General features: G+C 60.7%; 20 protein-coding genes. 9 read left to right on the top strand and 11 right to left on the bottom strand.

Annotated elements, in window-relative coordinates:
* Positions 1-32: 32 nt before the first annotated feature.
* Genes JNM28_09725 through JNM28_09710 form a run of 4 tightly spaced genes read right to left on the bottom strand, consistent with a single transcriptional unit; the run spans position 33 to position 4,671 of the window.
* Positions 33-1,070, bottom strand: a complete 1,038-nt coding sequence (locus tag JNM28_09725) for a rod shape-determining protein (GenBank protein ID MBL8068716.1) — start codon at positions 1,068-1,070, stop codon at positions 33-35.
* 48 nt (positions 1,071-1,118) lie between these two features.
* On the bottom strand, positions 1,119-1,454 hold the full coding sequence (locus JNM28_09720) for a hypothetical protein (GenBank protein MBL8068715.1): 336 nt from the start codon (positions 1,452-1,454) through the stop codon (positions 1,119-1,121).
* A gap of 45 nt (positions 1,455-1,499) precedes the next feature.
* Entirely contained in the window at positions 1,500-3,032 is a 1,533-nt protein-coding gene (purH, locus tag JNM28_09715) for a bifunctional phosphoribosylaminoimidazolecarboxamide formyltransferase/IMP cyclohydrolase (protein ID MBL8068714.1), read from the bottom strand.
* 10 nt (positions 3,033-3,042) lie between these two features.
* Positions 3,043-4,671 carry a hypothetical protein gene (locus JNM28_09710; GenBank protein MBL8068713.1) on the bottom strand — a complete coding sequence of 543 codons (1,629 nt, stop codon included), beginning with the start codon at positions 4,669-4,671 and terminating at the stop codon, positions 3,043-3,045.
* Between the two features lie 56 nt (positions 4,672-4,727).
* Here JNM28_09710 and JNM28_09705 point away from each other — a divergent pair, with 56 nt between their 5' ends.
* Positions 4,728-5,927, top strand: a complete 1,200-nt coding sequence (locus JNM28_09705; GenBank protein ID MBL8068712.1) for a hypothetical protein — start codon at positions 4,728-4,730, stop codon at positions 5,925-5,927.
* Here JNM28_09705 and JNM28_09700 read toward each other — a convergent pair.
* From JNM28_09700 to JNM28_09685, 4 genes are read right to left on the bottom strand one after another with little or no spacing between them, the layout of a single operon-like run.
* A complete protein-coding gene (locus JNM28_09700; protein MBL8068711.1) occupies positions 5,890-7,131 on the bottom strand; it encodes a M48 family metalloprotease in 1,242 nt (413 codons plus the stop codon). The two genes, JNM28_09705 and JNM28_09700, sit on opposite strands and share 38 nt — an antisense overlap.
* Positions 7,132-7,142: 11 nt before the next feature.
* A complete protein-coding gene (locus JNM28_09695) occupies positions 7,143-7,541 on the bottom strand; it encodes a cupin domain-containing protein (protein MBL8068710.1) in 399 nt (132 codons plus the stop codon).
* On the bottom strand, positions 7,541-8,530 hold the full coding sequence (locus JNM28_09690) for an alcohol dehydrogenase catalytic domain-containing protein (GenBank protein ID MBL8068709.1): 990 nt from the start codon (positions 8,528-8,530) through the stop codon (positions 7,541-7,543). Before JNM28_09690 ends, JNM28_09695 begins: the two co-directional genes overlap by 1 nt.
* Positions 8,514-9,503 (bottom strand): alcohol dehydrogenase catalytic domain-containing protein, encoded by a 990-nt coding sequence (locus tag JNM28_09685; protein MBL8068708.1) that lies wholly within the window; start codon positions 9,501-9,503, stop codon positions 8,514-8,516. Before JNM28_09685 ends, JNM28_09690 begins: the two co-directional genes overlap by 17 nt.
* A gap of 97 nt (positions 9,504-9,600) precedes the next feature.
* On the opposite strand from JNM28_09685, the gene JNM28_09680 reads away from it, so the two are divergent.
* Genes JNM28_09680 through ccsA form a run of 7 tightly spaced genes read left to right on the top strand, consistent with a single transcriptional unit; the run spans position 9,601 to position 14,147 of the window.
* Complete coding sequence (locus JNM28_09680) at positions 9,601-10,056, top strand: SRPBCC family protein (GenBank protein ID MBL8068707.1); 456 nt, start codon at positions 9,601-9,603, stop codon at positions 10,054-10,056.
* Entirely contained in the window at positions 10,053-11,168 is a 1,116-nt protein-coding gene (locus tag JNM28_09675; GenBank protein ID MBL8068706.1) for a DUF1385 domain-containing protein, read from the top strand. The genes JNM28_09680 and JNM28_09675 overlap by 4 nt, the downstream gene beginning before the upstream one ends.
* Positions 11,169-11,192: 24 nt before the next feature.
* Positions 11,193-11,426: a preprotein translocase subunit SecG gene (gene secG / locus JNM28_09670; GenBank protein MBL8068705.1), complete on the top strand. Its 234-nt coding sequence runs from the start codon at positions 11,193-11,195 to the stop codon at positions 11,424-11,426.
* A gap of 10 nt (positions 11,427-11,436) precedes the next feature.
* Positions 11,437-12,135 (top strand): metallophosphoesterase, encoded by a 699-nt coding sequence (locus JNM28_09665; GenBank protein ID MBL8068704.1) that lies wholly within the window; start codon positions 11,437-11,439, stop codon positions 12,133-12,135.
* Entirely contained in the window at positions 12,132-12,689 is a 558-nt protein-coding gene (locus tag JNM28_09660) for an ABC transporter ATP-binding protein (protein ID MBL8068703.1), read from the top strand. The genes JNM28_09665 and JNM28_09660 overlap by 4 nt, the downstream gene beginning before the upstream one ends.
* Positions 12,673-13,410 carry a heme exporter protein CcmB gene (locus JNM28_09655; GenBank protein ID MBL8068702.1) on the top strand — a complete coding sequence of 246 codons (738 nt, stop codon included), beginning with the start codon at positions 12,673-12,675 and terminating at the stop codon, positions 13,408-13,410. The genes JNM28_09660 and JNM28_09655 overlap by 17 nt, the downstream gene beginning before the upstream one ends.
* Positions 13,407-14,147, top strand: a complete 741-nt coding sequence (ccsA, locus tag JNM28_09650; protein ID MBL8068701.1) for a cytochrome c biogenesis protein CcsA — start codon at positions 13,407-13,409, stop codon at positions 14,145-14,147. Before JNM28_09655 ends, ccsA begins: the two co-directional genes overlap by 4 nt.
* 32 nt (positions 14,148-14,179) lie before the next feature.
* On the opposite strand, the gene JNM28_09645 is transcribed toward ccsA, so the two are convergent.
* Genes JNM28_09645 through rpsF form a run of 3 tightly spaced genes read right to left on the bottom strand, consistent with a single transcriptional unit; the run spans position 14,180 to position 15,970 of the window.
* Positions 14,180-15,241 carry a bifunctional phosphoglucose/phosphomannose isomerase gene (locus JNM28_09645; GenBank protein ID MBL8068700.1) on the bottom strand — a complete coding sequence of 354 codons (1,062 nt, stop codon included), beginning with the start codon at positions 15,239-15,241 and terminating at the stop codon, positions 14,180-14,182.
* Between the two features lie 6 nt (positions 15,242-15,247).
* Positions 15,248-15,661: a single-stranded DNA-binding protein gene (locus tag JNM28_09640; GenBank protein MBL8068699.1), complete on the bottom strand. Its 414-nt coding sequence runs from the start codon at positions 15,659-15,661 to the stop codon at positions 15,248-15,250.
* Positions 15,662-15,679: 18 nt separating this feature from the next.
* Positions 15,680-15,970, bottom strand: coding sequence for a 30S ribosomal protein S6 (rpsF, locus tag JNM28_09635; protein ID MBL8068698.1), 291 nt, complete (start codon positions 15,968-15,970; stop codon positions 15,680-15,682).
* 225 nt (positions 15,971-16,195) lie between these two features.
* Here rpsF and JNM28_09630 point away from each other — a divergent pair, with 225 nt between their 5' ends.
* The gene (locus tag JNM28_09630) at positions 16,196-17,131 is read left to right on the top strand and encodes a hypothetical protein (protein ID MBL8068697.1); all 936 of its coding nucleotides are present in this window, start codon (positions 16,196-16,198) and stop codon (positions 17,129-17,131) included.
* Positions 17,132-17,133 lie beyond the last annotated feature (2 nt).

Below are 17,133 nucleotides of genomic sequence, written 5' to 3'. Positions count from 1 at the left end.
GAGCCAGACCCATTCCCGCCGCGGGGGGTCGGTTAGCCTCTCGATGCGTTCTCCAACATCCGCCGGATCGACGGGTTTTCGTTCAACAAATCTAGCATACGGCCCGTTCCGATCGCGACACAGCTCAAGGGGTCGCGGGCGATGAGGACGGGCATGCCGGTTTCGCGGGAGATGAGTTGGTCCAGCCCGCGGATCAAGGCCCCTCCCCCGGCGATGACGATCCCATGGTTCATGCAGTCGGCGGCAAGTTCGGGCGGGGTCGCTTCCAAGGTGAGCTTGACGGCCTCGACGATTTCTTGGACGGGATCGTGGATGGCGTCCCGGATTTCGACGCTGGTGATGTCGGCGCTCCTGGGCAGGCCGCTGATGAGGTCGCGCCCTTTAATGGACATGGAAAGTTCTTCGTCCATCGGGTACGCGGAGCCGATTTCGATCTTGACTTGTTCGGCGGTCCGTTCACCGATGAAGAGGTTGTAGGCCCTTCGGACATATGCGGCGATGGCTTCGTCGATTTCGTCGCCGGCTGTGCGGACACTGCGGCTGTGGACGATGCCGGCCAGCGAGATCACGGCGACTTCGGTGGTGCCGCCGCCGATGTCGACGATCATGGATCCGACGGGCTCTTCGACCGGCAGCCCGGCGCCGATCGCCGCGGCCATGGGTTCTTCAATGACGTAGGCTCGGTGGGCCCCGGCTTTGCGGGCGGCATCGAGCACGGCGTCGCGCTCGACTTCGGTGACTCCGCTAGGGATTCCGACGACGACCGTGGTTTGGAGGGCAAATCCGCGGCTGGCCTTCTTGATGAAGTGGCGGATCATGGCCAGCGTTTGCTCGTAATCAGCGATCACGCCATCGCGGAGGGGGCGGATCGCGACGATGTTGGCCGGGGTCCGACCAAGCATGCGTTTGGCTTCTTCACCAACGGCATAGACTTCGTTGGTATCTTTGTTGATGGCGATGACGCTGGGCTCACGGATGATGATCCCCCGTCCAGCAAGGTGGACGAGGGTGTTAGCCGTTCCCAGGTCGATCCCGATATCTCGACGGAACCGTGATGTGAGGGAACGGATCCAGGCAGGAGGTTGGCCGTTGGACACTCAGGTGCGGTTCAGCCCGTCTTACCTGCCGCCGGCGTTGTCTGCGGTGATCGGCCCGCGCCGCGGTTGGCCGTTGCCGCCGAGCGCGCCGCCTGCGGCTCCGGCTCCGCCGGTTGCCGCGCCTTTGCCAGCGTTCGGAAGCGCGTTCGCGAAAACGACGGCGCCTTCCTGTGGCGAAACCGGGGCGACTGGCACCGCTGCCGGATCCTGCAGCACAACGGTCTTGCGTTGGCTCAAGGCAAATCCGAGCGTCCAGCCAATCATAAACACGATGGCCACGATAATCACGATCAAGTTCGTTTGGTCTTTCAATTCCGGCTCCTGACGGGGTTCCCTGAGTTTAGCACGGCGGTGCATCGAGTGTGATGCACCTTGCCTGCCAAAAGGTTACGCCCCGCCGGGTCAATGGCGGAAGTGCCGGGTGTCCGTGAATGCCATGGCGATCCCCAATTCGTCCGCTTTAGCGACGACTTCGCCGTCGCGGACACTCCCGCCTGGCTGCACGATGGCGCGGATGCCGGCTGCGGCCGCGGCTTCGATGCTGTCGGCGAACGGGAAGAAGGCGTCGCTGGCCAATACGCACCGGCCCGCAGCTGGCCCCGCTTGTTCAATGGCCAACCTCACTGATTGCACGCGGTTCATTTGGCCGGCACCAACCCCCAAAAGCTGCCGGTTGTCGGCCAGCACGATGGCATTGCTCTTGACATGAGGGATGATCCGCCACGCGAGCCGGAGGGCTTCCGATTCTTCCGGAGTCGGCTGCCGTTTGGTGGCAATGGTCCACTCGTGGCCCGGATCCTCGTCAGAATCTTGGACCAGCACCCCTCCGCGGATCGAACGCAGGGCCAGGTAATTTTGAGCCGGCGAAGGCTCTGCGGCCAATAACCGCACATTTTGGCCCCACCCCTTCCGGGCGGTGAAGACCTCGACGGCCTCCTGGGTGAAGCCGGTGGCGATGACGACCTCCAAGAAGTTTTCCGGCTTCGTCATCTCTTCGGCAGCGTCACGGTCGATCTCCCCCAAAAAGGCCGCGATGCCGCCAAACGCGGAAACCGTGTCGCTGGATCTTGCCAGGGCGTAGCTTTCGGCGAGGCTTGAACCTTGGGCCGCCCCACAAGGGTTCCCGTGCTTGATGATTGCGCAAGATCCTTCGGCCAGGTCGCAAACCAACTCCCAAGCGGCATCGGCATCCAGGATGTTGTTGTAGCTCAGCTCCTTGCCCCAAAGCTGGCGGGCCCGGGCGGCGCCCCCCCGTTGCAACGGGTCGGTGTAGAGCCCGGCTGTTTGGTGAGGGTTTTCCCCGTACCGCATATCCAGCGTTTTGCGGAGGCCGAACGTGGCCGTGGATGATAGGGGCTCCACCCCGGCGGCGGCTGTCAGATAGCGCGAAATCACTGAATCGTAAAACGCGGTGTGCCGGAATGCGGCGGCACTCAATTCCAGCCGGAGGGATTGGAGTCCGCCCGATGCGATGGCATCGGCAACCCTTCCATAATCTGCCGGGTCAACAACGACGGTGACGCTGCCGAAGTTTTTGGCCGCGGCGCGAACCATCGCCGGCCCCCCGATGTCGATAGATTCCACGGCGTCTGCGAGTTCATGGGGGCCCGAAACCGTTTTTTCGAACGCATAAAGGTTAACGCAGACCAAGTCGATAGCCGCGATGCCGGATTCTTCGAGTTGCCGCACGTGGCCCGGGTTGTTCCGGTCGGCCAAGATTCCGCCGTGGATGTGGGGGTGTAGGGTTTTCACCCGGCCATCAAGCATTTCCGGAAACCCAGTCACATCCTTGACATCGGTAACGGGGAGGCCGGCCTCCCGCAAGGCTTTGGCGGTGCCGCCAGTGCTTAGGATCTCAAAACCTGAATCGAGGAGTCTTTGGGCAAATTCAACGACGCCGGTTTTGTCGGTGACGCTGATGAGGGCGCGGGGCATTCCGGAGAGACTACACCCTGTTGCCGCCCGTTACAGGCCGCTTGACTCCCCCGGTGTCGCCCGGGTTGTCCCCACCGGTTCCGGTGGTGCCAGGATCGACGGTGGGCTCTGCCGGTTTCTTCAGCTTGACCGTGATCGTCTTCCGGTTTTCCAGTCCCTGGTCGTCGGTGGCCACCAGTGTGAAAGTGGTCTCCTCGCCCAGGCTGAATTCTCTTTGTCCTTCCAACTCGGTCAAGGATTCCCGCTGATCGCCTTGGATGAGTTCGAGTCGGGCGGCTCCCGCAACCCGCCATCGGATAGTGACTTGGGGGGCTTCCGGGTCGATTTCGGGAGGGTTCGCCTCGAATTGCGAGATGACGGCTTTGGAATCTTTGATGAATTTGACGGAGATTTTTTTGCTGACTTCGTGCCCCTGTGCGTTCCGGGCGATCAGGGTGTAGGTGATGGATTTGACGCCCTTCCCTGGCAGGTCGTCGGGTGGGGAGGGCACTTGGATGGATTGCGCCTTGGGGTCAATGGCCCCGATCGGTTCCAGGTAAGCGTAGGTAGCCGCATCGTTCAGACGGTAGTCGATGACAATCGAAGAACCCAGCGGCACTTCTGACCGGCCGGCCGAAAATGCCAAGATTTCCGGTTCGGGGACAGTGGGGGGTTCCTTGACTTCCACGGAGATCGAGATGGGGTTGCTCCGGACATCCCCGGAGACGGCGATGATCTTGATATCGATCTTCCCGGCCTTGTCGGCGGCAATTGGCAATGTCCCCTTGACCGGTTGCATCTCGTAAAGGGTTTCGCCGAACTCGACGGTGACGCTGGAGGCATTTTTGGCCTCCCAGCCGATTTCGATTTGGTCGCCGACGGTTGCTTGTCGGGGTTGGACGGAGTAGTTGGCGATCGAGGGCGGTTTGGGGATGCTGAGGATCCACCCGACGAGGAGGGCGAGAACGACGAATGCCGCAATCATCGGCCCTGGACTGACGACCGGGCGGATTTCCACATGCAGCTGGCAGTTGGCCGCCACGGCGGGCCGGTCGGTGCTGCGGGTGCTGACGGTGACGGGGGCCACCTGGAGCCCCTGGAGGGCTTTGACCTTTGTCCCGGTGGCCGTCATGGAAACGACTTTGGACTGGCCGGGGGCCAACGTAACGGTGTTTTGGGCGAATTCGAAAGCGATCAGGTCGTCGACATCGCTGGCGTACAGTTGGAGGTTTTCCTCGGTGTTGCCGAGGTTCATGACCGTCACTTCGAACTGGGCTGAGCGGTTGAGGGCTGTGAGCTCGGCGCGTTTGGGCGTGGCCTCAATGCTGACGTGGCTGAAAGGGTTGACGGCCAGGGAGCTCTGGGCCGAGCGGGCCTCCCCGGAATCCATGGACCGCACTTTGATGACAAAGGGGTAAACCCCGGCTCGGCTTTCGGCTTCCCGGGGTGGCTTGATGAAAATCCGGTCAACCCGGGTCTCGCCGGCGGGAACCCACAACGTTGGCACCGGGATGGCCGTCCATTCGGGGTCAAGCCCTTCGACGGAAACCTCAAACTCCTCTTCTTGGTCTCCGTCGTTAGTGATTTCGAAGGCAACCGGGGCGCTGGATCCGGGCTCGACAGTGGACTCGTCATTTGCCAGCCGGACGGAAAAACCCATAACCGGATTGTACACCGGCATTTGCCCCTGCCCAGCAAGGCGTAGAATGGCAGGGCATGACCATCTCTTTGGCGATGGCTTTGGCGTTGCCGGCCTACGGGTTGCAGGCATACAACCAACCGTTGATCCCTCCGGCCGCCTTGCCACTCGGCGGCTACACGGAGCGCGGGGATCGGCTCTGTGAGCCGGGCGGCCAGCCGTTGGCCAGCCACACGCTCATCCTGAGCCAGGGGGGCAAGCAAGTCGCCCTGGTGGCGCTTGAGGGCTTGACGGTTCCCGAAAGCCTTTACCGTGAAGTCCGCCGCCGGGCGGAGATGCCGGTGTTTTTGGTGGCCACGCACACCCACTGCGCTCCCGACACCCAAATGCTGAATGAGCGGATGACCCTGCGTATCCCGGGGATCGCCCCGTTCAAGCGAGAGTGGCTGGATTGGTATTCCCTCAAGATCGCAGGAGGGATCGCCATCGCCGGTCAACAGGCCAAGTTGGAATCAGAATTGCGATTCGGACAGGCGAAAGCGGGGTTGGCCCGCCCAAGGCGGCAGGGCACGACGGTCACCAACCTGCTCACCGTCATCCAAGACGACCAGGGATCCGCAAAGCTGATCGTCTTTGGCGCCCACGCCACATGCCATGGGCCAGACACAGTGGTGGCCGATGGGGATTGGCCCGGTCGGTTGATGAATATGACCGGCGGATTGGTTTTTCCGGGGGCGATCGGCAACGCATCGCCAAATATCGATGGCCCCGATGGCGATGCCAAAGCCGGCGATTTCGCCCGGTTGCTTTCCCAAATCCCGACGCCGGACCGCACCCGGTTGGACGGCTTGGGTTATTGGGAGGAGCCGATCCGGCTCGACCCCGTGAAACCGCACCCGGATTTTGCCAAGGACTACAAAATCAACGACGCCCTCGCCCAGATCGCCGTCTCCAAGTTCGCCCCTCAGCAGGCCAACTTGAGTGCCGTCGTGCTGGGGGAGTTGATCTTGCTCGGTGTTCCGGGTGAGCCGAGCGGCGACTTGGAACTGCAGATCCAAGCGGCGGCCAAGTCCCGGGGTTATGCCTGCGCGGTGGTCAGCCATTGCAACGGCTGGATCGGGTACATCCTCACCCCCGGCGATTACGACCGTGGGGGGTACGAGGCCACCTTGTCGTTCCATGGCCGGGAAACGGGCCAACGGTTGTTCGAAGCCTCAGAGCGGTTGTTCGCGCGGTTGCCTAACCGCGCCAAAGCCGGTACTGCAAGTCGGCGATGACTTTTTTCAAAGTGGCCATCGCGGCATCCCGGTTGGCGGAGATGGATTCCCCCTCTTTGAGGTCTGCCGGTTTGAGGGTGACGAGGGTGCGGCCGTTGCCTTGGATCTCGTCTCCGTTAGATCCCAACTGATACATTTGGGGGACGGTATCCAAAAAGGCATTAAGGCGTAGTACCGAAGCCGCCCCGCGGTCTTTGGCGTCGGAACCCCGGTACGTGGCGATTAGGTAGTTGCCAAACCAAAGCTCAAAACTGCCGTCGTCTTTGGGGATGGATCTCGCGGAGAAGGAAGTGGTGGTGAGGCTACGTTTGACGGCAATGCCGAACTCGTTCATGGATCGGATCATGAACCGGGCCCGTTCTGGGGTTGGCGGGTGGGTCCGGTAAATGCCCCAATCGATTTGCGGAGCGACCCTTTCTTCGTAGCCGAGCCGCTCCATGAATGTCAGACACCCGACGGGGCTGTAGCGCGACTTCATCATGTACTGGAGACCGCCGTAGTCGGCCGCGGTTTCGGCCTTGACGCTCCAACCGCTGCTCAGCCCGGCCCCAACGAGTTGGACGGCGATCAAGGCCTTCATCGCGTCCGGGTTGGAATTGCCGGCCAAGGCTGCAGCGATCAACAACGGGATTTGCGCAATGTCGACTTTGGCTTGTTCGCGGCGCAAGGCGTCGAGGTGGCGGAACGAAGCGTGGGAGATTTCATGGGCCAGCACCCCGGCGAGCTCGTCGTCGGATTCGGTGAAATCGACCAACCCCTCATAGACATAGATGATGCCGCCAGGTAGGGAAAAGGCGTTGACATCTTCCCCTTTGACCAGTTTGAATTCGTATTGAAACGTGTTGTGGCGGGGGTCGCCCCACATTACGTTGACCGTGGAGGCATTGGCGATTTCCGCCATTTCGGCCCCGATCGCCTTAACCCGGGCGACCTGATCTTGGTTTTCGCTGGGCTTGAGTTCTTTGTCAATTTCTGCCGCGGCTTCTTTACCAATTTTGACGTCGTTGGCCAGGTCGTCTTGGTGGCGCTTTTCGTCTTTGGTTTGCGGCGTGTTGGGATCGGGTTGCTTTTGGCTTTGGTCCTGCTCTTGGGCGTGGGCCAGGGCCGTCACCGCGATTTCCGGCATGTAAAAGCCGTAGCTGCAAGCGCAATCCGTGTGGATTGCCGGGGCGGCGAGCACAAAAGCGGCGATCAAGGGGGACATCGGGCTCTCAGCTATGACGATTCGGCCATGGTTTCGTTCCCAAGCAGGATAGGACGGTCTCTTTCCTTGTCGACGACGCAGAGGATGCCGAAGGGCTCGGTGCCCCGGTTCCGGAACTGATGGGGGGCGTGTGGGGGAACGTGCACCACATCGCCGGGGGATACCGTACCCCATGCTCCCTCCAAAAAGACTTCGCCGCTCCCCCTGGCCACGATGACGCAGTGCTCGTGGCCGTGCTTTTCGTGCGAGGTGTATCCACCGGGGGCGATCTCAAAGTACCGGGTCTCGAACTGGCTGTCCGGGGTGGCAAACAACACCCGCCGGCTGACATCTTGCCAGGTACCGGGTTCATTTTTGTAGTCTTGCCGTTCGACGCCTGGCCACTCGAACCCTTTGGAACGGAGGATCATCAGAACCGCACCACCGCTTTCAAAATCTCCCCATTTCGCATCGCGTGGTAGGCGGCGGGCAGGTCGGCAATGGCGACCTCAGTGGTGTAGATCTGGTTTCCCCTGACTTTTCCCTGCGTGAGCCATTCCAAGGACTGCTTGGTGTCGTCCGGCCCGCATGAGTAGCTGTTGATGAGCTCGATATCCTTCATGTACGCCGTTTCGAAATCAAATGGCTGCGGCCCAGGCGGGAGGGGGGCAAAGAGCCCGATCCGCCCGCCCGGTTCGGTGGCTTGCAAAGCAAACACCAGGGCCTCGGAACTCCCCGGGCACAGGATTGTGCACAGCGACCCCCCGCACTCATTTGGTTGCTTCACGTCGACCCCTTGCTTTTTTGCCCATTCGGCCCGGAATGGATTCGGTTCAACCGCGGTGCAACCAGGCATGAGGAGGGCGTGGAGGAGCCCCATGGCTCCGAGGCCGACGACGCAGGCCGGCTCACCCTGCTGGTATCGCACCCGGCGGAGTTGTTTTGCCACGCAGGCGAGGGGTTCGACCAATGTGGCCGTCAGGGTGTCCAAGCCGGTTGTGGCCAGGCAGTCGGCCAGGTTTTCTGCCGGAACGGCGAAGTATTCGGCCATTCCGCCCGGATCTAGGCGCGACCGCTTCCAGGTGTCACAGTGGACAAACGCCCCCCGGCGGCAATATTCGCAATGAAGGCAAGGGGCGTGGTGGTGTGGCGAAACCTGGGTTCCGATGGGGAAGCGACTGTCGTCGGATTCCACGACGATCCCCACGGCTTCGTGTCCCAAAACATGGGGCCCTTTAAGGGCTTTGCGCTCCATGTACCACCCCATGAGTTCCCCGCTGCAAAGGCCGCAGGCGAGGGTTTTGACCAAAAGTCCGCCTGGGGGGCATGGCGGCACCGGGAGGGTGTCTACCGCCACTTGTCCGCCAGAATGGAAACGGACCGCCGCCATCGTGGCCGGCCCGTTAGGGGTGGAAGACATATTTGATCCCCCGCCCTGCTTCCAAATCGCGGAAGACCGCTTCGCCCTCGTCCAGGGCCCGGTCGCCACTGAAGAGAGGCCCAAGGTCGAAATCGGGGTGCATCAGCCAGTTCCGCGCTGTCCGAACGGCCCTGGTCCCAAAGTGGAACGGCGAGAGTACGGTGAGGTCGTCGTAGTGGAGGCGCTGGGTGCTGAACTTGACTTGCGACCCTGCTTTGCAGCCGCCAAACAGGACGAGCGTGCCGCCCCGGCGGACGAAATCAGCCGATTTTTCCCAAATCTCCAATTTCCCCGTGCATTCGATCACGAGATCGTATTCCCCGGTGGCCTCGTCCAGCTTGGTCGGTCGGGCCCCCAGAGCTTCCCCGACTTGCAAGCGGGCCGGGTTCCGCCCGGCAAGGGTCACATCTTTGATCCCGATGTGGCGGAGGGCTGCCACAAACATCAGCCCAATCGCCCCCGGCCCGATGACCAAGACGTCTCCGTGGGTTTTGGGGTTTGCCCGTTCAAGACCTTGCGCCACACAGGCGAGCGGCTCCAGCAAAGCCGCCGTTTCAAAGCTCAGGCGATTGGGTTTTGGGAAGACGTTGGTGCGGGCGATCCGTTCCGGGATCAGCAGGTATTCGGCGTAGGTGCCCAGCACCTTGGTTGCCATGATGGAATCGCACAGATTTTCTTGGTCGTTGAGGCACCATCGGCACTGCTGGCAAGGGGCGGAGTGGACTCCCATGATCTCGTCGCCGATGGCAAAGGGGGCACCCGCGCCAACGCCGACCACCGACCCGCTGTATTCGTGCCCAAACACGCCGGGCATCGGGATTTGCGGGTGTCCCCGCAAAAAGGCTTTGAGGTCGGTTCCGCAGGTCGGGGCAGCCTGAACCCGGATCAGGATGTCGCCTGGGCCTGGTTCGGGGATCGGCACGGAGCAAAAGTCGAGTTCCCCGGGAGCCTTGAGGACCAAGGCTTTCATCATGTCGCGGTGTCCGTTTTGGTTGCTCAATGCCTCACACCTTGGGCGGTACACTCCCGCCGAGCGGGATCCGCCCTAACGATACTCCAACGAGACCTCCATGCCCAAAGTTGCCAATTCGGTTTGGATAAAAGCCCCGCTCGACCGGGTTTATGCGATTGCCCGCGACAACAAGTCTTTTCCCGAGTTCATGGATGATGTGGATTCGGTGACGGTGCTGGAAGAGGATGGGGATGTGGTGGTTTCGCAATGGGCGGCTCGCGTCCCGGCCTTTGGGCTCAAAGTGCGGTGGTCCCAGCGCGACGAATGGTCCCGAGAGCCGGTGATGTGCCGATTCAGCCAAGTTTCTGGCGATTACGATTCCATGTCTGGCACCTGGGAGTTTTCCGAAAAGGATGGCGGCACGTTGTTTGAATCGGTGGTTGACTATGAGTATTCGGTTCCCGGGCTCGGCCCCCTGGTCGGCAAAGTCATCAAGGGCCTCGTCGAAAAGAACATGGATGGGGTCTTGAACGCGATCAAGAACCGGGCCGAATCCGGGGCCGCATCAAGTTGAGAGTCGGCGACCCCCCGGTCGGGCACGTGATGGTCGGCGTCGAGAGCGCCGATTCCGGCAACAGCCTGGTTGCGGTCAGCACCATGTTGATCGATTACGGCGTGCCAGGCATCCCGGTCACCGAAGATGGTCGCTATGCCGGGATGGTGTTTGAAGACGACATCGTCAGCGCGTTGGCCTCGGGCCAGGGCCCCGAGACTTCGGCCCTGGCGATCTGCAAGCCGGTGCCTCCGGTTTCTGGCCGGGGCTCGACGGCTGAAGCACTGCGGTTGATGCATTCCTGCGGCGTTGCCGCCCTCGCCGTCACCGACGATTTGGGCCGGGTGCTGGGGGTCGTGACCGCTTCCCGGCTCTTGGCGACCAACGATCGGTACGCCAAGCCGAAACTCGTCGGTGGCATGGCGACTCCTGGGAATGTGCGGCTTTTGGGCGGCGGCGCAACCGGGGGCGCCAAGAATTGGGAACTCGTCATGACCGGAGCGCTGATGCTCTTGACGTTCCTAGCCGGCAACTATTTGGCCCTGGCGGTGAGTTGGTTCGTGCCCGTCGACATCCGCATCACCGATTGGTATTACTCGTTCCACAACTTCCTTTCGATCGCCTTCTTTTTGGTGTTGTTGCGGCTCCAACCCCTAGCCGGCTACCATGCGGCCGAACACATGGTTGTTCACGCCATTGAGCAGAACGAGCCGTTGGAATTGGAGACTGTTGCCCGCATGCCCCGTGTCCACCCCCGGTGCGGCACCAACATCGCGGTGGCGGCGGGATTGTTTTTTGGCCTCCTCAACTTGCCTGTGATCCCTTGGGAGGAGGTTCGGCTTTTGCTGGCCTTTGTCGTCACCTTGTTCGGCTGGCGCCCGATTGGTTCGTTTATCCAATCGGCATTCACGACCAAACCACCGAACGAAGTCCAACTCCGGGCGGGCATCCGGGCTGGCCGCGAGCTCCTCGAAAACTACCAAACCGCCAAAAACGCTTCGCCCCCCATCCACCTGCGGATCTGGCAAAGCGGGATCCTGCACGCCATGGCGGGCAGTTCGTTGACCGCATCGGCGGCCTATGCGGTTCTCCGAGTCCTCCCGATCCCAGATTACTGGAAGGTAATCTTATAAATCGTCCTTGAGGTTATTGGAACCGTGCAAACCGTCTACAACATCTTGCTCACAGTCGCCGCTTTGGTTGCGGTGGCCATGTCCTTGCTGATTTTTGTCACCGGCAAGGGGGATGCGATGGGCGGCGGTGGCGGCGTGCGCACCACGTTCAAAGGCAAGGCGAGTTTCGACGACCAGATGTACAAGTTCACGCTCGGCCTCGGTGGGGCGTTTTTCGGCCTGATGGTCGTCCTGGACATCATTTCCAGCAAGATCTGAACCTTGGGCCGTGGGCCTCACCATCCTCCACACCAACGACCTCCACGGCAAGCTCACCGCTGGCCGTCTTGATTTTTTGAAGCAGCTCCGCCCAGCGGCAGACTTATTCTTCGATTGCGGGGATTGCATCAAATCCGGCAACCTCGCCATCCCATTGGGTCCCGACCCGGTGTGGCCGATGTTGGCTGATGCCGGGATCACTGCCTCGGTGCCGGGCAACCGCGAATCCCACGTTTTGGAATCTGTGGTGCGGGTCAAAACCGGGGGGGCGGTGCACCCTATCCTCTGCTCGAACTGGTTCCGGAATGATGGTTCGCCGGTTTTTCAGGGGCCGACCCTGCTTGATGCCGGGGGTTTCCGGATCGGCGTTTTCGGCGTGATGGTTCCGATGGTGACCGAATCCATGGCGACGCGGCGGGCAAGCCAGTTTGTCTGGGGTTCGCCGATCCCGGCTGCCGTTGAGGCCGCCAAGCAACTGCGGCCCGATTGTGATTTGCTGGTCGCCTTGACGCATATCGGCTATGGTCAGGACCAAAAGCTGCTTGCGGCGGCCCCCCAAATCGATCTGGTGTTGGGTGGACACAGCCATACAGTGCTGGAAGGCCCTGGCAATATCCGCCAGACGGGTTCCCATGGGCGGTTCATCGGCCGGTATGTTTGGGATGGCGGGCTCGTTTCCGCCGAATTGATCCCGTGGGGTGGGGCATGATCCTCTACGCGTCTGGGCTCGGCCACCGGTTCGAGCAGGGCTGGCTATTCCGGAACGTGGAGATCGGGGCCTCAGCTGGCGACCGGATTCTGGTCCAGGGCAGGAACGGGGCCGGGAAATCGACTCTCCTCAAATGCCTTGCCGGTCTTTTGATCCCGCGCGAAGGTGAAATTGGGGTCTCTGGCCCAGTCGGGTATTCGGCCATCGACCTTGGACTCTACCCAAACCTCTCGGCCAAAGAGCACCTTGAGGCCGCCGCCGAGTTCCGCGGGTGCGCCGGAGATTCAACCAAATGGTTGGAGCGAGTCGGATTATCTGCCGCTGGCAGAAAGCCCTGCCGGACGTTCAGCACGGGGATGCGATCCCGCTTGAAATTGGCTTTGGCCTTGCAACATTCGCCGGCCCTCTTGCTTTTGGATGAACCAACTGCGGCGCTGGATGGCGAGGGCCGCGAGTTGGTGGCCGGTGTAATTTCTGGATTCCCGGGGGCAGTTGTTTTCACCTCCAACGACCCGGCCGACGGGAGGTTGGCGACCCATGCCATCGGGCTCTAACCGGGCATTCGCTTCTGCGTTCCGCAAGGAGTTACAGGGTGAACTCCGGGGAAGGCATGGATTTTTTCTCAGCGGGATGTTCGGGCTGATGGCCATGGCCGCGGTTTCGTTTTCGATGGCCAACCAAAGCCCGTCCCCAATGGTGGCGTCCGGCCTTTTTTCCTTGGTTGTGTTGTTCAGTGCGATGACGGCGGTTCCCCGCCTGTATCTGGCCGAGGATGAACAGGGGACATTCGACCTTGTGCGCCAATGGGGCAACTGCGGTTCCTTGTGGTTGGGGAAGGCCGTGTTTGCCGCCATCCACCAGGGCTTGACGGCACTTTTGCTTTCGTTGCTCTTTTCAGGAGTAATCAACCTTAATGTGGAAAATTGGCTGTTGTGGGTCCTTGGAGCGGGTTTGATCGGGGTGGCCTCGGCCAACGTCCTCAGCCTGACTTCTGCGTTGGTGGTGACCGCGGCGAACCGCTGGGTTTTGGCGGTTGTGGTGGCGTTCCCCCTCCTGTTCCCTCTTTTGTTCTTGGGCATCGGCATGCACCGGGTGGCCTTTGGCCAGGGTTCGTTGGAATCGGCCTACCAAAGTTTGGCGGCCCTCGTCTTGTATGCGGCTGTGCCTTTCGGGATTGGCCCCATGTTGGCGGAAAGCCTGTGGGATGAGCGCCAGACGGCGCGCAAAGGCCCCAGTCCAGGTGGCGGCCCGCCGCAGAATGGGGGTGGTTCATGAAACCCTTCCGCCATGGCGCACTCGGCCTCGCAATGGCCGGGATGCTGGTGTTTTCGATGTTGGTGCCCAACGGGGCCGGATTCCAGGATCCCTATCTGGCGCGGATTATGTTCACGCATGTGCCGTGTGCGATGATCTGCTCGGTATTGTTTTTGATCTCGGCTTGGCATGGGGTTGCATTGCTCAGGTCGTATAACGATTCCAGTGCCGCCAAGATGCACGCCGCAGCGGAACTGGCCTCGATTTTTGCCGCGCTGACGATGGTCACGGGGATGATGTTCAGTCAGGTGCAATGGGGTGCGTTTTGGCACAACGACCCTCGCCAGGTCAGTTTTTTGGTTGTGCTATTCATTTATGGCGGCATGATCGCCTTGCGAGGGGCTTATGCCGACCAGATCCGCCGCGACCGCAACACGGCGTGGTATGCGGTCGGGGCCATTCTCCCGGCATTGTTCTTCACTTTCATCTATCCCCGGTTGAAGTTTGTGGAGCAGCAGTCCCTCCACCCAACAAACACCATCGTTCAGAACCAGCTGGACATTTACTACAAGATCGGGCTGTACGGCTCTTTGGCCGTCCTGGCCTGGCTGACGGCGGAGTTCTTCCGTCTCCGCACCCAAACCGAGCTCCAGGCTCGATTCATCGAAGACTATGGAAACAATCAAATTGGTGGCCGCGATCCCGCCCGTGCTGGTGTGGTTCGCCCTGTGGCTCTATCTCCGATCGATCGCGACTAAGCAGGCCGAAATCGCGGCCCGTTTGGATGATCTCAACCGAGGCGGCTGAGCTCGTCTTTGAGCGCGTCGATGGCTTTCATTTGGCCGGGGTCGCGGTCACCCAATGCGGCCAGGTAGAGCGAAAGCCAGTCGCCGAAGTGGGCAAGGCTGAGCATTTGGGCCAGCCGCGAAGACCCGTGGGCGGCGATGAAATGGAAATGCGCCGCATTGCCGATGAGCCTGCATGTCGATTCGATCCTCTTTTTCAGGCGCTCACCTTCGTCCCCCCCCATCAAGACGACCGATTCCCACGCCGCCACCCCTTGTGACGAGGCTCCCTCCCAGCCCAGGATCTCGTTGTGGCACAGTTCGGGGAATTGGTGGGTCAACGCCATTTCCTTGGCGTTTTCATTGATCTGCCCTCGCCAGCGTTGAGCAATGGCGAACTGCCAGTTTCCAGCCCCATAAAGCGCGGCGATCTTCCCATGCAGGCTCAACGCAAGCTGTTTGGCGGGGTTGTCAGCGGTTGGCGTGCTGAACCCGCACTCTTCGGCGGTTTGCCGGGCAGCGGCGACTGCCCCATCAAAATCCTGGTTGGGGATGAGCCCCAGTTGCCCGCTGGCCACGATGAGAGGCATCAGCATGAACCCCATGGCAGTGCGCGGGGGTTGCCCTCCCGGAACCGTCACGGTGGGGAACCCGTCGGCTTGGGCCATCTCCCCGATTTTGCCGCCACTTGTGACGGCAATGATGGAAGCCCCCTTTTTGCGCGCATCCAAATAGGCTGAAATGGTCTCTTCGGTGTTTCCCGAATAGCTGCACACAAACACCAGCGAGCCGGTGCCGACAAAGTGGGGCACCGTGTAATCCCGGTTGACAAAGAGCGGGATTTTGCCCTGCTCAACAAAAAGGGCGGCCAAAAGGTCGCCCCCTGCGGCACTCCCGCCCAGTCCCGTGACCAAGGCATGGTCGGGGGTGGCAAACGCTTTTGGGAGTGGGGCATCTTGGGCGATTTGCACCGCCCTTGCGCATTGGTCGGCAAACCCCAAAGTGAGACCCGCCATGTCCATCGGGTCATGGCGGGTCAAAAAGCCCAAGTCGTCGAGGTCGGGCATGGGTGGTCAGTCGGCAAAGGGGTCGAACTCATCATCGGCGGGGGCAGCGGATTGCTGCCGTTGGCCGCCTCCGCCCCCACCTTCATAGCCTTGGTCGTCACGGGGCCGATCCAGACCCTGGACGTTTTCGGCCACGATTTCAACGACTTCCCTTTGAGCTCCATCTTGGGTCGTGTATTTCCGGGACTGCAATCGCCCTTCAACGGCGACTAGCCGGCCCTTGCCCAAGTAGTTAGCAACAAAGTCGGCCGAGTTGCCCCAAGTGGAAACGTTGAAGAAATCGACATCCACGCCGTCGTTGCCTTTGAAGCGACGCTGGACGGCGATGCTGAAGTTGGCGACCTGTTTGCCGGTTTGGGTGGTCCGGACCTCGGGGTCGCGGGTCAGCCGGCCGATCAGGACGACGCTGTTGACGCTCATGCTGTTAGTTTAGCCGGTTTAGGCCAACCGGTCAATGCGGTGCCGGATAACGGTGTCGTTGATCCGCATGAGGCGGTTAAGCTCGTTTGGCACTTGGGCGGTGGCGGCGAATTTCATCAGCACATAGTTGCCGTCGCGGTGCCCGTTGAGCTCATAGGCAAGCTTCCGCTTTTCCCATTTTCCGGCCGATTCGACGGTGCCGCCGTTCTTTTCGACGACTTCCTTGAAGTGGTCGGCGACCTCTTGCACTTCGGCGTCGGTCAGGTTGCCGGGGATGATGTAGAAGGCTTCGTAATTCCGTTGATCCATTGAATGTTCAGCTCCTTGTGGACTGGGTTGGCTTTGGCCCCGGCAAACCGGGGCAAGGAGTCAAAGCAGGGCGGGATGGTACCCGGACCCGGCGCGGTTGAGCCGTATCCCCCGGGACTGGTGAGGGACGGAGGGGCCCATTCCCAAAAAAATTGTGGGGCATCGCGGAACCCCCAGGGGCCCGATCCGTGTAATGCGTTTTGTAGGTTTAAGAGGGAACACACTATGAGAGCCGTCACCGCAATCGCAGGAACCATCGTCGTCGCCGGCGCGCTTGGCGTCGCCATCGCCCAGAACAAGGCCGTTGCCGAATCGAATGCCCCCGAGCCGATCTTTGGGAAGCAGGAGATGACGGCCACCCAAATGCTCAATTACATGAAGGAGCAGGGCACCAAATACATTGTCGAAACGACGGAAATCCCGAAAGACAAGAAGTTCGAGGTGAACCTTGCTTCCGCCGACCGCGATGAAATCGCGAGGGCCGTCGCCAAAGCCCTCGGCCTGTCCGCATCCAAAGAAGGCGACGTATGGGTCCTCAAGGATGGGCCCGATTTCGGCGCATTCCCCATGTTGCCAAACGGAGGCAAAGAATGGGATCAGATGACCCCGGAAGAAAAAGCCGAGTTCGAAAAAGGAATGGCCGAATTCCGGAAGTCGATGCAAGAGTTCGGCGAGTCGATGAAGAACTTTCGGTTCGATTTCCATATGCCCGACATGGATTTCCACATGCCTGATATGGACTTCAAGTTCAATGGCAAAGATTTCGACAAGATGACTCCGGAGGAAAAGGCCGAGTTCGATAAGGAAATGGCCAAGATGAAAGAAGAACTCAAGAACATGAAGTTCGAATTCAAAGGATTTGACAAAGACGAGTTCGACAAAGAAATGGGCCGGGTCAAAATCGAGATCGACAAAGCCAAGCAAGAAGCCGGCAAAGCCCGAGAAGAAGCCAAGAAAGCCATGAAGATCCATGTCGAAAACATGGACAAGCTGTTTGCCTCAGTCAGCGACCGGCAATGGGAACTCATGAAATCCCAGGGCTACCTCAAACTTAGCGACCTGACCAAGGAGCAGCGCGAGATGCTGGGGAACCCCCAAGGGGACGACGAGTTCAATATGACCATCGAGCGGAACGGCAAGAAGCTCGTGATCCGCGGCTGAAG

It is taken from the genome of Armatimonadota bacterium, assembly GCA_016789105.1.
GTDB lineage: Bacteria > Armatimonadota > Fimbriimonadia > Fimbriimonadales > Fimbriimonadaceae > UphvI-Ar2.
The sequence above is the reverse complement of the archived record's forward strand: the minus strand, read 5'-3'. Positions and strand labels throughout refer to the sequence as shown.

Excerpts from the sequence above, each read along its gene's own strand:
- rpsF (MBL8068698.1), bottom strand. The coding sequence starts at position 15,970 with ATGGATCAACGGAATTACGAAGCCTTCTACATCATCCCCGGCAACCTG.
- JNM28_09700 (MBL8068711.1), bottom strand. The coding sequence starts at position 7,131 with ATGTCCCCCTTGATCGCCGCTTTTGTGCTCGCCGCCCCGGCAATCCAC.
- JNM28_09695 (MBL8068710.1), bottom strand. The coding sequence starts at position 7,541 with ATGATCCTCCGTTCCAAAGGGTTCGAGTGGCCAGGCGTCGAACGGCAA.
- JNM28_09690 (MBL8068709.1), bottom strand. The coding sequence starts at position 8,530 with ATGTCTTCCACCCCTAACGGGCCGGCCACGATGGCGGCGGTCCGTTTC.
- JNM28_09645 (MBL8068700.1), bottom strand. The coding sequence starts at position 15,241 with ATGCCCGACCTCGACGACTTGGGCTTTTTGACCCGCCATGACCCGATG.
- JNM28_09655 (MBL8068702.1), top strand. The coding sequence starts at position 12,673 with ATGCCATCGGGCTCTAACCGGGCATTCGCTTCTGCGTTCCGCAAGGAG.
- JNM28_09710 (MBL8068713.1), bottom strand. The coding sequence starts at position 4,671 with ATGGGTTTTTCCGTCCGGCTGGCAAATGACGAGTCCACTGTCGAGCCC.
- purH (MBL8068714.1), bottom strand. The coding sequence starts at position 3,032 with ATGCCCCGCGCCCTCATCAGCGTCACCGACAAAACCGGCGTCGTTGAA.
- JNM28_09630 (MBL8068697.1), top strand. The coding sequence starts at position 16,196 with ATGAGAGCCGTCACCGCAATCGCAGGAACCATCGTCGTCGCCGGCGCG.
- JNM28_09720 (MBL8068715.1), bottom strand. The coding sequence starts at position 1,454 with ATGCACCGCCGTGCTAAACTCAGGGAACCCCGTCAGGAGCCGGAATTG.
- ccsA (MBL8068701.1), top strand. The coding sequence starts at position 13,407 with ATGAAACCCTTCCGCCATGGCGCACTCGGCCTCGCAATGGCCGGGATG.
- JNM28_09640 (MBL8068699.1), bottom strand. The coding sequence starts at position 15,661 with ATGAGCGTCAACAGCGTCGTCCTGATCGGCCGGCTGACCCGCGACCCC.
- JNM28_09685 (MBL8068708.1), bottom strand. The coding sequence starts at position 9,503 with ATGATGAAAGCCTTGGTCCTCAAGGCTCCCGGGGAACTCGACTTTTGC.
- JNM28_09705 (MBL8068712.1), top strand. The coding sequence starts at position 4,728 with ATGACCATCTCTTTGGCGATGGCTTTGGCGTTGCCGGCCTACGGGTTG.
- JNM28_09680 (MBL8068707.1), top strand. The coding sequence starts at position 9,601 with ATGCCCAAAGTTGCCAATTCGGTTTGGATAAAAGCCCCGCTCGACCGG.
- JNM28_09660 (MBL8068703.1), top strand. The coding sequence starts at position 12,132 with ATGATCCTCTACGCGTCTGGGCTCGGCCACCGGTTCGAGCAGGGCTGG.